Annotated in this window: 11 protein-coding genes; 5 read left to right on the top strand and 6 right to left on the bottom strand. The window is 70.7% G+C overall.

What is annotated here, in order from left to right:
* Window positions 1-59 precede the first annotated feature (59 nt).
* Window positions 60-1,352, top strand: coding sequence for an RNA polymerase sigma factor (locus tag ACSU1G_RS10435; protein WP_439279851.1), 1,293 nt, complete (start codon window positions 60-62; stop codon window positions 1,350-1,352).
* An 82-nt stretch (window positions 1,353-1,434) separates the two neighbouring features.
* Here ACSU1G_RS10435 and ACSU1G_RS10430 read toward each other — a convergent pair whose 3' ends face one another.
* Window positions 1,435-1,662 (bottom strand): DUF7455 domain-containing protein, encoded by a 228-nt coding sequence (locus ACSU1G_RS10430; RefSeq protein WP_439279850.1) that lies wholly within the window; start codon window positions 1,660-1,662, stop codon window positions 1,435-1,437.
* A 319-nt stretch (window positions 1,663-1,981) separates the two neighbouring features.
* On the opposite strand from ACSU1G_RS10430, the gene ACSU1G_RS10425 reads away from it, so the two are divergent.
* Both ACSU1G_RS10425 and ACSU1G_RS10420 read left to right on the top strand, forming a co-directional pair.
* On the top strand, window positions 1,982-4,102 hold the full coding sequence (locus ACSU1G_RS10425; RefSeq protein WP_439279849.1) for a DNA gyrase/topoisomerase IV subunit B: 2,121 nt from the start codon (window positions 1,982-1,984) through the stop codon (window positions 4,100-4,102).
* Entirely contained in the window at window positions 4,092-4,736 is a 645-nt protein-coding gene (locus ACSU1G_RS10420; protein ID WP_439279848.1) for a class I SAM-dependent DNA methyltransferase, read from the top strand. The genes ACSU1G_RS10425 and ACSU1G_RS10420 overlap by 11 nt, the downstream gene beginning before the upstream one ends.
* Here the strand turns inward: ACSU1G_RS10420 and ACSU1G_RS10415 are convergent.
* The 5 genes from ACSU1G_RS10415 to ACSU1G_RS10395 form a co-directional block, all read right to left on the bottom strand.
* The gene (locus ACSU1G_RS10415) at window positions 4,733-5,731 is read right to left on the bottom strand and encodes an NAD-dependent epimerase/dehydratase family protein (RefSeq protein WP_439279847.1); all 999 of its coding nucleotides are present in this window, start codon (window positions 5,729-5,731) and stop codon (window positions 4,733-4,735) included. The two genes, ACSU1G_RS10420 and ACSU1G_RS10415, sit on opposite strands and share 4 nt — an antisense overlap.
* Entirely contained in the window at window positions 5,728-8,478 is a 2,751-nt protein-coding gene (locus tag ACSU1G_RS10410; protein ID WP_439279846.1) for an alpha/beta fold hydrolase, read from the bottom strand. Before ACSU1G_RS10410 ends, ACSU1G_RS10415 begins: the two co-directional genes overlap by 4 nt.
* A complete protein-coding gene (locus ACSU1G_RS10405) occupies window positions 8,475-9,497 on the bottom strand; it encodes a 3-oxoacyl-ACP synthase III (RefSeq protein ID WP_439279845.1) in 1,023 nt (340 codons plus the stop codon). Before ACSU1G_RS10405 ends, ACSU1G_RS10410 begins: the two co-directional genes overlap by 4 nt.
* Before the next feature lie 176 nt (window positions 9,498-9,673).
* Window positions 9,674-10,651, bottom strand: coding sequence for a M56 family metallopeptidase (locus ACSU1G_RS10400; protein ID WP_439279844.1), 978 nt, complete (start codon window positions 10,649-10,651; stop codon window positions 9,674-9,676).
* Window positions 10,652-10,707: 56 nt separating this feature from the next.
* Entirely contained in the window at window positions 10,708-11,046 is a 339-nt protein-coding gene (locus tag ACSU1G_RS10395; RefSeq protein WP_439279843.1) for a BlaI/MecI/CopY family transcriptional regulator, read from the bottom strand.
* Between the two features lie 138 nt (window positions 11,047-11,184).
* Between ACSU1G_RS10395 and ACSU1G_RS10390 the strand changes: the two genes are divergently transcribed.
* Both ACSU1G_RS10390 and cydB read left to right on the top strand, forming a co-directional pair.
* Window positions 11,185-12,780 carry a cytochrome ubiquinol oxidase subunit I gene (locus ACSU1G_RS10390; protein ID WP_439279842.1) on the top strand — a complete coding sequence of 532 codons (1,596 nt, stop codon included), beginning with the start codon at window positions 11,185-11,187 and terminating at the stop codon, window positions 12,778-12,780.
* 14 nt (window positions 12,781-12,794) lie between these two features.
* Window positions 12,795-13,832, top strand: a complete 1,038-nt coding sequence (gene cydB / locus ACSU1G_RS10385; RefSeq protein WP_439279841.1) for a cytochrome d ubiquinol oxidase subunit II — start codon at window positions 12,795-12,797, stop codon at window positions 13,830-13,832.
* Window positions 13,833-14,012: the final 180 nt, after the last annotated feature.

Here is a 14,012-nt window from a genome sequence, read left to right as displayed (position 1 = left end):
GGGTCATAGTGGTGTTGACCGTCAGGGGTCCCTCGGGACGCCCGTACGAAAGGTAATGAGTGACTACTTCTTCCAAGAAGACCGAGACACACGGCAGCACGGTCGTCGAGGACGCCGTCGCGGAGGACCAGGCGGTCGCACCGGCCGCCACGTCCGCTCGGAAGTCCACCCCGACGTCGCGCGCCACAAAGACCACGGCGACCAAGAAGACCGCGGCTGCCAAGAAGCCCGCAGCCAAGTCCGGCCCGACCGTGGGCAAGGCCGCTGCCACGCCATCGGTGGCTGTGAAGGCCTCGAGTGAGATCGAGGCGGAGGCTGAGGACGAGGAAGGCACCGAGACCACAGCCGGTGCCGAGAAGGCCGAGGAGGAATCCACCTCCGGTGGCTTCGTCGTCTCCGATGCCGAAGACGACGCACCGGTCCAGCAGGTCGTCTCGGCCGGGGCGACCGCCGATCCGGTCAAGGACTACCTGAAGCAGATCGGCAAGGTGGCGCTCCTCAACGCGGAACAGGAGGTCGACCTCGCCCTGCGCATCGAGGCCGGACTCTATGCCGAGCAGAAGATGAAGGACGATCCCATCAAGGACGCCCGCCTGCGCCGGGACATGGAGCTCGTGGTGGCGGACGGTCGCCGGGCGAAGAACCACCTGCTCGAGGCCAACCTGCGCCTCGTGGTGTCCCTGGCCAAGCGCTACACCGGGCGCGGCATGCTGTTCCTGGACCTGATCCAGGAGGGCAACCTGGGTCTGATCCGTGCCGTGGAGAAGTTCGACTACACCAAGGGCTTCAAGTTCTCGACCTATGCGACCTGGTGGATCCGTCAGGCCATCACCCGTGCCATGGCGGATCAGGCACGGACCATCCGTATCCCCGTGCACATGGTGGAGGTCATCAACAAACTGGCCCGCGTGCAGCGTCAGATGCTCCAGGACCTGGGTCGCGAGCCCACCCCGGAGGAACTGGCCAAGGAGCTGGACATGACCCCGGAGAAGGTGGTCGAGGTCCAGAAGTACGGCCGCGAGCCCATCTCGCTGCACACCCCGCTGGGTGAGGACGGCGACTCCGAGTTCGGCGACCTGATCGAGGACTCCGAGGCCGTGGTTCCCGCGGACGCGGTGAGCTTCACCCTGCTGCAGGAGCAGCTGCACTCGGTGCTGGACACCCTGGCTGAGCGCGAGGCCGGCGTGGTGGCCATGCGCTACGGGCTGACGGATGGCCAGCCGAAGACCCTGGACGAGATCGGCAAGGTCTACGGCGTGACGCGTGAACGGATCCGCCAGATCGAGTCCAAGACCATGTCGAAGCTGCGCCACCCCTCCCGGTCACAGGTTCTGCGGGACTACCTGGACTGAGCCGGCCCGCCCGCCGCGAGGTGGGACGACAAAGGCCCGGCCCCCTCGCGGGGGGCCGGGCCTTCTCGGCTTGCGGGACGTCTCAGTCGACGTCGACCGACTGCTTCTCGTGCAGCTTGTCCGTCTCGTCCTGCCAGATGGTGGTCTGGGGACGGAGGGTGTCTTCCACGGAGCGGGCGTGGTGACCGCAGAAGAGCAGCTCCCCGCCGCTCGTCAGCACGGCCCGCACATAGGCCTGGGCCCCGCAACGGTCGCAACGGTCTGCACCGGTCAACACGGGCGATTCAATCGTTGTGGCGGTGGTGGTCATGATGGCCTCCTCATCTGGCGCCCCTGATCCCTGAGGATCGGTAGCTCGTGACCGGGGGGTCGGTAACTGTTCGGGGTACTGCATATATCTAGAGAACCACCATCTTGTCATTTTTGTTCGCACCCGCGAGGGCAAGTGCGTCGTGTTCGCTGATTGCGTACCACCGCCCCGGTGGTCGGCACCCCGGCCGCCCGGCGGGGTTCCGGCGGATTGGTCTCCCCGGCCGATAACCTGAAGGACGAGGATCCGCCTCTCGGCGCCGGGGACGGAGCAGGGGGCGAAGACAATCGCCCGCCATGAAGGGAAGTAAGGCACACGCATGTCCAGCAGCAGTGAGTACAACGCCCGGCACCTCTCCGTGCTGGAAGGGCTCGAAGCCGTCCGCAAGAGGCCCGGCATGTACATCGGGTCCACCGACTCGCGCGGACTCATGCACTGTCTGTGGGAGATCATCGACAACTCCGTGGACGAGGCCCTGGGCGGGTACGGCCAGTCGATCACCGTCACCCTGCATGCCGGGGGCGCCGTGGAGGTGGAGGACAACGGCCGCGGTATCCCGGTGGACATCGAGCCGAGGACCGGACTGTCCGGCGTCGAGGTCGTCTTCACCAAGCTGCACGCCGGCGGCAAGTTCGGCGGTGGCTCCTACGGCGCCTCAGGCGGCCTGCACGGCGTCGGCGCCTCCGTGGTCAACGCCCTGTCCTCCCGGCTGGACGTCCAGGTCTTCCGCGGCGGCAAGATCCACCAGCTGTCCTTCCACCGGGGCGAGCCCGGACAGTTCCAGGACACCGGCACCGTGGCCCGGCCGGATGCGCCCTTCACCGCCTCGGCCAACCAGTCACCCATGGAGATCGTCGGCAAGGCCAAGCGGGGCCTGACCGGAACCCGCGTCCGGTACTGGGCCGACGAGCAGATCTTCACACCGGACGCGAAGTTCTCCTATGAGGACCTGCAGCAACGGGCCCGCCAGACGGCCTACCTCATCCCGGGTCTCAAGATCACCCTGCGGGACGATCGGGGGCTGCCCGGCACACCCGGGGAGTCCGGCCCGTATGAGGAGGTCTTCCACTATGACGGCGGCATCTCCGAGTTCGTGGACCACCTCTCCTCCGTCAGCCCCGTGACCGACGTGTGGCGGCTGCAGGGCGCCGGCACCTTCACCGAGCGGGTCCCGGTCCTGGGTGAGGATGGCCGCTCCGCCATGCAGGACGTGGAACGCGAGTGCGTGGTGGACATCGCGTTGCGCTGGGACGTGGGCTACGACACCCATCTGCGCTCCTTCGTGAACATCATCGCCACCCCGAAGGGCGGCACCCACCAGGCGGGTTTCGAACAGTCCGTGCTGAAGACCTTCCGCAAGACCGTGGAGGCCAACGCCCGCAAGCTCAAGGCCGGCAATGACAAGCTGGAGAAGGACGATGTGCTGGCCGGCATGACCGCGGTGCTGACGGTGCGCCTGGCCGAGCCGCAGTTCGAGGGCCAAACCAAGGAGGTGCTGGGCACCTCGGCCGTCCGCCAGATCGTGGCCAAGGTGGTCGAACAGCAACTCGGGGCGATCTTCAAGTCCAGCAAGAAGCAGGACAAGACGCAGGTCTCGGTGCTGCTGGAGAAGGTCGTCGCGGAGATGAAGTCCCGCATCTCGGCCCGGACGCACAAGGAGAACCAGCGGCGCAAGAACGCGCTGGAGACCTCCACCATGCCGGCGAAACTGGCGGACTGCCGGTCCACGGACGTGGCCTCCTCCGAGCTGTTCATCGTGGAGGGCGACTCCGCCCTCGGCACCGCCAAGCTGGCCCGCTCCTCAGATTTCCAGGCCCTGTTCCCGATCCGCGGCAAGATCCTCAATGTGCAGAAGGCCTCCGTGGGGGACATGCTCTCCAACGCCGAGTGCGCCGCCCTCATCCAGGTGGTCGGCGGCGGGGCCGGGCGCAGCTTCGATCTGTCCTCGGCGCGCTACGGCAAAGTCATCCTGATGACGGACGCGGACGTGGACGGGGCACACATCCGCACCCTGCTGCTCACCCTGTTCTTCCGCTACATGCGCCCGATGGTCGAGGAGGGACGGGTCTTCGCGGCCGTGCCACCGCTGCACCGGGTCGAGGTCGTCCACGCCGGCTCCAAGGCCAACGAGGTGGTCTACACCTACTCGGAACAGGAGCTGCACCGACTGCTGGCGAAGCTGGAGAAGGACGGCAAGAACTACAAGGAGCCGATCCAGCGTTACAAAGGCCTGGGGGAGATGGATGCCGATCAGCTGGCGGACACCACCATGGATCCGAGCCAGCGCATGCTGCGCCGGGTGACCATCCCGGAGGCCGAGGACGCGCTGCAGCGGGCGGAGCACGTCTTCGACCTGCTGATGGGCTCCAACGTCGCCCCGCGCAAGGAATTCATCATCTCCGGCGCCCAGGACCTGGACCTCGAGCGCATTGACACCTGACCGGACCCCCACCGGGCAACCCGGCTACGACGCCCTGGCGGAACTCTACGACCGCACCTTCCCCGGGCCGTGGCAGCGTCCCCTGGACCGGCACGCGCTGGACGCCTTCATGGACGGGCTGCCGCGGGGCGGGACCATCCTCGATCTGGGCTGCGGGACGGGGCACGTCACGGTGGAGCTGGCCTTCCGGGGCTTCCGCACCATCGGCGTGGATCCCTCGGCCGGGATGCTGCAGATCGCCCGCCGGCGGTATCCGCGGCGCACCTGGATCGCCGGGGACGCCTACTACCCGGCGGCCGAGCCGGCGGTCCGCGAGGGCGGACCCGTCCACGGGATCCTGGCCCGGTTCAGCCTGATCCACGTCCCGCCGCAGGAGGTCCCTGCGGTGCTGGCCTCCTGGGCGGCGCACACGGAGCCGGGGTGTCAGGTCCTGCTGGCGTTCCAGGCCCTGCTGGAATCCGATCGGGACGTCGAGGAGTTCCAGCACGTGGCCGCACCGGCCTGGCGCTGGAACCCCTCATCACTGGCCAGGGTCCTGCACGAGGCCGGCTTCGGCGAGACCTGGCGGGTGATCGTCTGCCCTGACGGCGAGCACCCCTATCCCGAGTGCCATCTCAGCGCGGTGCGGGGCTAGCGGTTCCGGTAGTGGTCCGCCAGCAGTTCCAGGCCACGGTCTATCGAGATCTCCGGCCTCCAGTCCAGGACCTCGCGCGTGCGCCGCTGGTCGAACCAGTGGGCGGTGGAGAGCTGCTCGGCCAGAAAACGCGTCAGCGGAGGTTCGTCGCCATCCCGTCCGAAGCCGCCCCCTTCCCAGAGACGCTCGATGAGGGAGCCGGCCCCGCGGGCCAGCCCGGCGGGGATCCGCAGCCGTGGTTCGGGCGCCCCGCCCGCCAGGGCGAGCCCGCGGACCAGCTCGCCGACCGGGCGGGGCTCCCCGTTGGTCACCACGAGCGCCTCGCCGTGCACCCGGTCCACCGCGTCCACGGCGGCCACCACGGCGGCCACGGCGTTCTCTGTGTACAGGGAGTCGATGAGTGCGGCCGAGGGTCCCAGCAGGGGCATCCGTCCGGCACGGGCCCGCTCGATGACCCGCTCGGTCAGCTGGGTGTCCCCGGGGCCCCACATCAGGTGCGGCCGCAGCACGAGTACGCGGAGGTCCGGTGCATCGGCCGCCAGGGCCAGCAGCTCACCGGCGGCCTTGGTCCGGGCGTAGTGTCCGCGGGCCCGGCCCGGATCGGCGGGTCCCGCCCCGTCCCCGACGATCGAGGTGCCGACATGGGCCACGGACGGGGAGGAGAGGTGGACGAGGCGTTCCACGCCGGCACGGCGCGCCGCCTCCAGCACCAGCCGTGTCCCGGCGACGTTGACCTGTTCGTAGGCCGGGGCCGGCCCGGACACCGAGACCTTCGCGGCCACGTGGACCACCGTGTTCCGCCCGGCCATGGCCCGGGCCACGGCGTCCCGATCGGTCACCGATCCGGTCACGTCCCGCGCGCCGGGCACCTGCGAGGGGCGGCGCTGCAAGGTCACGACGTCGGCGCCCTCGGCCACCAGCCGGCGCGCCACCCCGGCACCGAGCAGGCCGGAGGCCCCGGTGACCAGCACCCGCAGGTCCTGCCGGGCGCTCATGGGGTCCCTACGGCGCCGCCCGACAGGACACCGTCCGCCCAGCGGGCCAGCCGGGTGCGGTCGATCTTCGAGTTGTGGCGGATGTCCACGGGGACCCGGTCCGTCACGAGCACGGCGGCGACGGGCACCGGTGCCGCCGCCCGGCGCACCTGTGCCGTCAGCTCCGTCGGGGCCAGCCCGGCACGCGGAGTGCGGGTCCCGGGCTGCGGCGCGGCCTCGACCACGGCCACCACGGCCTGCGTGCCCCGCGGTCCCACGCCCACCACGGCAGACCGGGAGACGGACTGCATGGCATCGATGCGTGCCTCCGGCCCGCCGGGGGCCACCGGGCCGTCCGGGGTGGTGGCCACGTGCTGCAGCCGCCCCTCGATCCATAGGCGGCCGTCGGCATCGAGGTGCCCCACGTCCTGCGTGCGGTGCCACTGCCGGCCGTGCAGGGTGTCCCGCTTGCTGTGCACGTCCGTGAGCCAGAGGCGGTCGTAGCCTGCCTTCTGGTGTGGCGCCGAGACCACGACCTCACCGAGGACACCCGAGGCCTCGGGCCCTTCGAGGAGGGTGGCGGAGGCGGTGCCGTCGGTGCCCAACGGGGCGATGGCCAGACGCACGGGGCCGACGGGCCGGCCCACACAGACCCCGTCCTCGGCTGCGTCCCGTTCATCGAGGTCCAGGACCGTCTGGCCGTCGATGTCGGCCAGCAGCAGGGCCTCCGTCATGCCGTAGGGCGAGTGGAACCGCGCTGCCGGGAAGATCGCTGAGACCTCTCTCATGAGCTGTGGGTGGACGGGGGCCCCGGCGGACAGCACCAGCTCGATGCCCGCCAGGACGGTGTGGTCCTCGGCTCCGAGGTCCGCAGCGGTCTCCACCACGTTCCGCAGGGCTGCCGGGGAGGCGAAGAGGATGGTCGCGCGTCCGGTCCGTGCGGCGTCGGCGACCGCGGTGGCCGTCAGGGTGGCCGGTCGGGTCACGGACATGTCCGGGGTGATCGAGGTGGCTCCGATGGCCGGACCCAGCAGCGCGAAGGGCGCGAACCCGGCCAGCAGGGAGGACCCGGGGCGGACCTCGAAGACCTCCTGCAGTAGTCCCGCCAGCGCCGCCAGCCGCCCATGGGTGTAGAGCACGCCCTTGGCCGGCCCGGTGGAGCCGGAGGTATAGAGGATCGCCGCCGGGTCGGAGGGGCCGGGGACGGCCGTGAAGGCCTCCCCGTCAAAGGTGAGGGCCATCCGGTACAGGCTGTCCTGGACCCCGAGGGCCCGGGCCAAGGGCGCGGGCAGGGTCTCGACGGACAGCCGCCGCCCCGGCCAGCCCTGGGTGCGGGCCACCGTCAGCCCGGGGACCTTGCCGATCACCCAGTCGGGGCGGGCCGCCCGGACGGCGCGGGTCATGCCCGCCACGCCGAGGCCGGCATCGGCGACGACCACGACGGCGCCGATCTTCAGGGCCGCGTAGAGCGCCGCGGTCAGGTCCCGTCCGGGGGTGACCATCATCGAGATCCGGTCCCCGGGGCGTACCCCGCGGTCCACCAGACCGGTGGCGATGGCGTCCACGACGGCGGCCAACCGGTTCCAGCCCAACGGCGCCCGGTCCGGCCCGGCCATGTCCACCAGGGCCGGTTCCGGGCTGTCCCGCCAGGTATCGAGGAAGGACCACAGGGGCTGCGGGCCGGTGGCCTCCCAACCGCCGCGGTCCGTGGGCGCAGTCGATGCGGCGGCCCGGTCCCGAGCGGTGCCGTCCAGGATCCGTCCGGCCCACTGGAGGATGGGTTCGGCGATGTCCACGTCCTCGGCCAGCAGGTGTCCGGCCGTCTCGAACCGGTGCAGGTCGGCCTGGGGCAGCCGCTGCAGCAGATCGGCCAGGTAGGTATCGAGGAACACCGGGTCCTTCGGTCCCCACAGCAGCAGCGCGGGCTTGCTGAACCCGGACAGGGCGGAGGACACGCGCAGCAATTCGGGGTGGGAGGCGTGGTCCGGGCCCACGGGGATGTCCGCCACGAAGCCGCCGATCCCACCGCGGCGGGTCGCCGAGCGGTAGGGCGCGCGGTAGGCGGCCTTGAGCTCCGGTGCGAGCCCGGGGTGGCCCAGGGCCGTGGTGACCCGCAGGAAGGCGTCGGTCAGCACGGTGGACCCGGGCAGCAGGGGCCCGGCCAGGGCCGCCTGCAGGGGGACGGGCAGCGCCGCTGAGCCGGGGTGGTGCACCGCGGTGTTCAGCGTGATGGCACCCGCCACGAGGTCCTCGTTCCGTCCGGCCCAGCCCAGGGAGACCACGCCGCCCCAGTCGTGACCGAGGGTCAGCAGGGGGTGGCCGGCGCGGGCCGCGGTGTCCAGTCCGAGGGCGGAGACCAACGCGTCGAGGTCGGCGAGCCGCCCGCCCAGGGTGCGGTAGCCGGCGTCGTCCAACCGGTCCGGGTGCGGCAGGGCGGGGTGGGCGATCCGCTCGGAGAAGCCCATGTCCAGCTGGTCCGGGGCGAGCAGGCGCCATACGGGCCCGCCGGCGCGGGCCAGGTCCAGGGTGGCGCTGGCGAGGGAACGCCACAGGTAGGACCAGGTGGGGTTGCCGTGGACCGCCAGGATGGTGCCGTCCGGCTGAAACCCCTCGCCGGCCAACACCGCGGAGGTGTCCAGCACGTGCAGGGTCCGGGTGGCGCCGGCCGTCTGGATCGGCACGAGCCGGCTCCAGGCGGAGTCCCAGCCGGGCAGGGGGACCGGTGAGGACTCGGTGGGAAGGGTGGCGGGAGCGGCCGGGATCCTCACCAGGCGAGCTCCAGCATGGCCGTGTTCAGGCCGGAGCCGACGCCCATGCACAACACCTTGTCCCCGGGCGACAGCGTGTCCGCCTCCCGGGCCAGGGTGATCGGCAGGGAGGCGGGCCCCACATTGCCCAGTTCGGGGTAGGTGACGGGGAATCGGGCCGGGTCCAACCCCGTCGCCTCGGTGATGGAATCGGTGTGCAGCCGGGAGACCTGGTGGGTGACGTAGCGGTCCATGCCGGACCAGCCCCAGTCCGCCGGGACGTCGTTCCAGGCGTCCATGACGAGTTCGAGTCCGTCGTTGAGCAGGGCGGTGGAGTCCGTGAACATGCCCTTGTGGTCTCCCACGCACAGGTCGTGGTGGTCCGTTCCAGCTCGGGTGACGCCCCGGAGGATCCGATGGCCCTCAGGATGCTGGTCCGTGCGGCCGATGACGGCGGCGGCCGCGCCGGAGCCGAGGGTCAGCGAGGCGAACTGCTCCATGAAGGAGGCGCGGTCCACGTCCGGTGCCTTGAGGTTCTCCAAGGTGGCCTGCTGGACTTTGACGGAGTCCTCGCCGGCCACCACGATCGCGTAGTCGATCTGGCCGGCGTCGATCATCGAGGCGGCCAGGGTCATGCCGTTGACGAAGCCCAGGCAGGCGTTGGTGATGTCGAAGTTCGTGGCGGAGGTGGGCAGCCCCATCTCGTGGTGGATCCGCACGGCCACGGAAGGCTCGAGAGACTCCCGGGTGACCGAGGTGTTGACCATGAGCCCGATCTGCCCGGGCTCCACGCCCGCCTGCTGCAGGGCGCGGCGGCCGGCCTCGGCGGCACCCTCCTGGAAGTGGCCCGGATGCTCCCAGTTGCGGCGGGCCGTCACGCCCGCCACGCGCGGCAGCAATCCCTGGGGCAGGCGCAGGCGCTTCAACACGGGGGCCAGCTCCTGGTCGATCTGCGCACTCGTCACAGTGACAGGCGCCAGTACTTCCGTCACCGAGAGGAGGGAAGCGTTGGAGTGGCGGAAGATCGCATTGCCTTGCACTATGGGGCCTGGTCCGTTCGTGGGGGGTCGAGGGGGTCGGGGGATCGAGGGATGCGGTGGGGCCGGCGGACGCCACCAGCACCCCAGCCTATCGAAACCCAGCCGATGGCACGCCGGGTGTCCACTGGGAGAGACCTGAGAGCCTACCGACAAGTTGCCCACCGGATGCGAGGCCGTCAGGGCCACAGCAGCAGCCACAAGGGAAAGGCGGCGAGGCAGAGGGCGGCGAGCACCACGGCCAGACGTGCCGCGGCGGGCAGGGGGGCACTGGGGGACAGCAGCCGGTACAGGCGCAGGGTCAGGGGCACCGCCCCGTCGCCCTGGATGTTGGCTGTCGGCGGGGCCTCCCCGCGACCGGGCGGGAGGGTGCCGGCCTCGCCGGTCAGGACGATGGCACGGATCAGGTCGTCGCGTCCGTGGGCCGCGAGGGCGGAGTCGTCCGCCATCATCTCGGTCAGTCCGGCCACGGCCCCCTGGGCGGTCGACGTGGTCGGCAGCCAGGCCACGGCCCGGTGCCACGCCTCGAACGCCAGACGGAGGAGATCGTGACGCTGCCGCAGGTGGGCCCGTTCATGGGTGACGACGGCGGCCACCTCACCCGCGGAGAGCTGCTCCAGCAGGCCGCGGGAGAGGACCGTCAGGGAACCGGTCAGCCCGGGAAGGCAGTAGGCCAGCGGTACATCGTGGGGCAGCACCCGCGTGGGCGTGCCAGCCGTGCGCTCCGCCAGCCGGCTGCGTTCCGAGGGCGGGGCGGCCAGCAACTCCACCATCTGCCGGTGCCGGCGGCGGTTGGCCACCGTCTTCACGGCGGTGACCGCCAGGGTCAACACCAGGTGCGCGAAGAGTGCCAGCGCCAGCGTGGCCGCGGCGATGCGGGTGGGCAGCCAGGGGTCCTGCTCCAACCGCGGGATCCAGGAGCCGTCGGCCAGGGCGGTGATGAAGGCCGGCGCCGCGTCCAGCACGGTGTCACCGAAGGGTGCCAGCCCCCACAGCAGCGGGAAGCCGATGAGCGAGAGCCCGCCGGCCAGCGCCACGGACTGCCAGAGGACCATGGCGGCGGCCGGGGCGCGGCGGACCCAGCGGGCACGTCCGAGCAGGACCGGAACCGGCCAGGCCAGGATCACGGCCAGTGCGGCGAGCAGCAGGACGGACACGATCAGATTCTAGGCGTGCCGGCCGTCCCGGCTGCCCCGGCCGGATCCCGGCGTACTCAGGATCCCAGCAGCCGGCGCACCGCGGCGGCCTCGTCCGGGCCGATGCCGCCGATGAAGCGGGCCAACACGGCCTCCCGGTCCGGGACGGATCCCAGGACGTCGTTCAACAGGCCGACGGTGTGCTCCTCGCGGGACGAGACGGCGGCATAGCGGTGGGGGCGGCGGCCGCCGTCGCGGCGGACCAGGCCCTTCTTCTCCAACCGGGACAGCACGGTCAGCACGGTGGTGACGGCCAGATCCCCGGTCAGGGCGTCGCGGACGTCGTTGGCGGTGTGGGGCCCCTGGTGGTCCCACAGCAGGTCCATGACGGACCGTTCCAAATCTCCCAGTGCCATGGGGTGCCTCCCTGATGCCGATGATGTTCACCACAATCGTCCCTGTGGACTGCTCTTATTCTACAGGATGTAGAACTTACGGATACGCTGTCTTCTACACGTTGTAGAAGTCGTGGTCTCGGCCGGGAAGGAAAACGCATGGATCCCTTGGACATCGCCCGGTGGCAGTTCGGCATCACCACCGTCTACCACTTCATGATGGTGCCCCTGACCATCGGACTCGGGCTCGTGGTCGCGACCCTGCAGACCATGTGGCACCGGACGGGCCGCGAGGAATACCTGCGGATGACCAAGTTCTGGGGCAAGCTCTTCCTGATCAACTTCATCATGGGCGTGGCCACCGGGATCGTCCAGGAGTTCCAGTTCGGGATGGCCTGGTCGGAGTACTCCCGCTTCGTCGGTGACGTCTTCGGTGCACCCCTGGCCATGGAGGCCCTCGTGGCGTTCTTCATGGAATCCGTCTTCCTGGGACTGTGGATCTTCGGGTGGAAGCGCCTGCCCCGCAGGGTCCACCTGGCGGCGATCTGGTGCGCCGTGATCGGCTCCGTGTTCTCCGCGTACTTCATCCTGGCCGCCAACGCCTGGATGCAGCACCCGGTGGGCATCGAGATGGTGGACGGGCGCCCCGTGATGAATGACATCTGGGCCGTGCTGACCAACAACACCCTGCTCGTGCACTTCCCGCACACCCTGGCCGGAGCCCTGTCCGTGGCCGGCAGCTTCCTGCTGGGCATCGCCTGGTTCCACCTGTGGAAGCGCCGCCGGGACGGCATCGACACCGTGGCGGCGGACGGCACCGTGGTGGTGGGCACCACCGGGTCCAAGGGGCGCGATCAGACCGACTACCGCGTCTGGTACCGCTCGCTGCGCTGGGGCGCGTGGATCGCGCTCGTCGCCTTCCTGGGCACCGCCTTCTCCGGGCACGCCCAAGCCCAGCTGATGATCCACCAGCAGCCGCTGAAGATGGCGGCGGCGGAGGCGGCCTGCCATGACGGGACGGCCTTCTCCGTGCTCGCCGTGGCGGACCTGCGCAGTGACGGGGCCACCGATTGTGACGACGTGGTGGGGGTCTTCGAGGTCCCGGGCCTGCTGTCCTTCCTGGCGTACAACGACTTCACCACCGACGTGGCGGGGGTGAACACCCTGATCCCGCAGTACCAGGAGGCCTACGGCACCCACCTGCCGGACGACCCGATGTACGGCGAGCGCGCCGGACAGGAGATCGACTACCTGCCGGTCATGGAGGTCACCTACTGGGGCTTCCGCATCATGATCACCTTCGGCGGACTGGCGGCACTGGCGGCGGCGCTCGCCCTGTGGGTGACCCGCAAGGGCACCGTCCCGGCCTCGAAGCCGTTGATGCGCCTGGCCGTGTTCGGCATCCTGGCCCCCTTCGGCGCCAACGCGGCCGGCTGGATCTTCACGGAGATGGGCCGCCAGCCCTTCGTGGTGGTCCCCAACCCGGACCCCACCGGGATCGACCAGGTCTGGATGTACACGGCCGCGGCCGTCTCGCCGGGGGTCAGCGCCGGGGAGCTGCTGTTCTCGTTGATCGCGCTGACCACGGTCTACGCCGTGCTGATGGTGGTCGAGGTCGTCCTGCTCACCCGCTACGTCAAGGGTGGCGTGCCGGCCGGGATGCCCGAACTCACTGCGGAGGACGGGCCCGACGGCGGCCCGGGCGGCCCGGGTGCCCCCCGGGACGATGCCGACGTGCTCGCCTTCGCCTACTAAGGAGCCGGAGATAGATGACCGCTGAGATGACCACCGAGTTCCTGCCGGCCTTCTGGTTCGTGCTGGTGGCCGTGTTGTGGACCGGCTACCTGGTCCTGGACGGCTTCGACCTGGGCGTCGGCATGCTGATGCGGGGCTGGGCCCGCAACGAGAGCCAGCGCCGGGTGCTGCTGAACACCATCGGCCCCGTCTGGGACGGCAACGAGGTCTGGCTGATCACCGCCGCCGGAGCCACCTTCGCCGCCTTCCCGCACTGGTACGCGGCGCTGTTCGCCGGGCTCTACCTGCCCCTGACCATCGCCCTGCTGGCGCTGATCCTGCGGGCCGTCTCCATCGAGTACCGGGGCAAGTCCCGCACGGCCCGGACCCGCAGACTGTGGGACTGGTGCCTGGCCGGTGGATCCGCCGTGGCCGCCTTCAGCGTGGGCCTGATGCTGGCCGTGTGCACCACCGGGCTGCCGCTGAACGCCAACGGGGACCGGGTGGGCGGACCGTTCGCCTGGCTCACCTGGGAGGGCATCCTCGGCGGCTTCGCCGTGGTCGGCTTCTCCCTGGCCATGGGTTGGGCCTACATCGGGCTGAAGACCGACGGCGGCCCGCGGCAGGCCGCCCACCGTCACCTCACCCGGTGGTTGCCGCTGTACCTGCTGCCGATGGGAGCCTGGGGTGCACTGGTCGTCTCCCGTGACGGTGGCCTGCTGCCCTGGGCGCTGTTGACGCTGGCCCTGGTGGCCGCCCTGGGGGCCCGGGCCGCGGCCCGGTACCGTCGTGAGGGCTGGACCTTCGTGGGGCTGGCCGGCTCCCTCGTGGCCGGGGCCGCCGGCGTCTTCCTGGCGGTGTTCCCCGTGGTGTTGCCCTCCACCCTGGATCCGGCCTTCCACCTGACGGCCCAGAACGCCTCCTCCTCCGACTACACGCTGACCGTGATGTCCTGGGTGGCCGTGGTGTTCGTGCCGCTGATCCTGGCCTACTCCGCCTACGTGTACTGGGTGTTCCGGCGCCGGCTCGCGGAGACCCACATCCCCGAATCGCATGTGGTGACGCCGGTCTGAAACCCGAACTGCCCACCTCCCGTTCCGGCCGGGCCGCGCTCGCCGTCCTGGCCCTGCTGGCCGGTCTCAAGGCCGCCGGCTGGATCCTGCTGGCCACGGCGCTGGCCCGCGGGCTCGCCTGGCTGGCCCAGCGGCTGCCCGCACCGGACAGCGAGAACCTCCTCGGCCTGCTGTTCACCC

This window comes from Microbacterium sp. A93 (genome assembly GCF_051842835.1).
This window is presented reverse-complemented; position numbering and strand designations above follow the sequence as displayed.

Excerpts from the sequence above, each read along its gene's own strand:
- ACSU1G_RS10430 (WP_439279850.1), bottom strand. The coding sequence starts at position 1,662 with ATGACCACCACCGCCACAACGATTGAATCGCCCGTGTTGACCGGTGCA.
- ACSU1G_RS10395 (WP_439279843.1), bottom strand. The coding sequence starts at position 11,046 with ATGGCACTGGGAGATTTGGAACGGTCCGTCATGGACCTGCTGTGGGAC.
- ACSU1G_RS10425 (WP_439279849.1), top strand. The coding sequence starts at position 1,982 with ATGTCCAGCAGCAGTGAGTACAACGCCCGGCACCTCTCCGTGCTGGAA.
- ACSU1G_RS10415 (WP_439279847.1), bottom strand. The coding sequence starts at position 5,731 with ATGAGCGCCCGGCAGGACCTGCGGGTGCTGGTCACCGGGGCCTCCGGC.
- ACSU1G_RS10390 (WP_439279842.1), top strand. The coding sequence starts at position 11,185 with ATGGATCCCTTGGACATCGCCCGGTGGCAGTTCGGCATCACCACCGTC.
- cydB (WP_439279841.1), top strand. The coding sequence starts at position 12,795 with ATGACCGCTGAGATGACCACCGAGTTCCTGCCGGCCTTCTGGTTCGTG.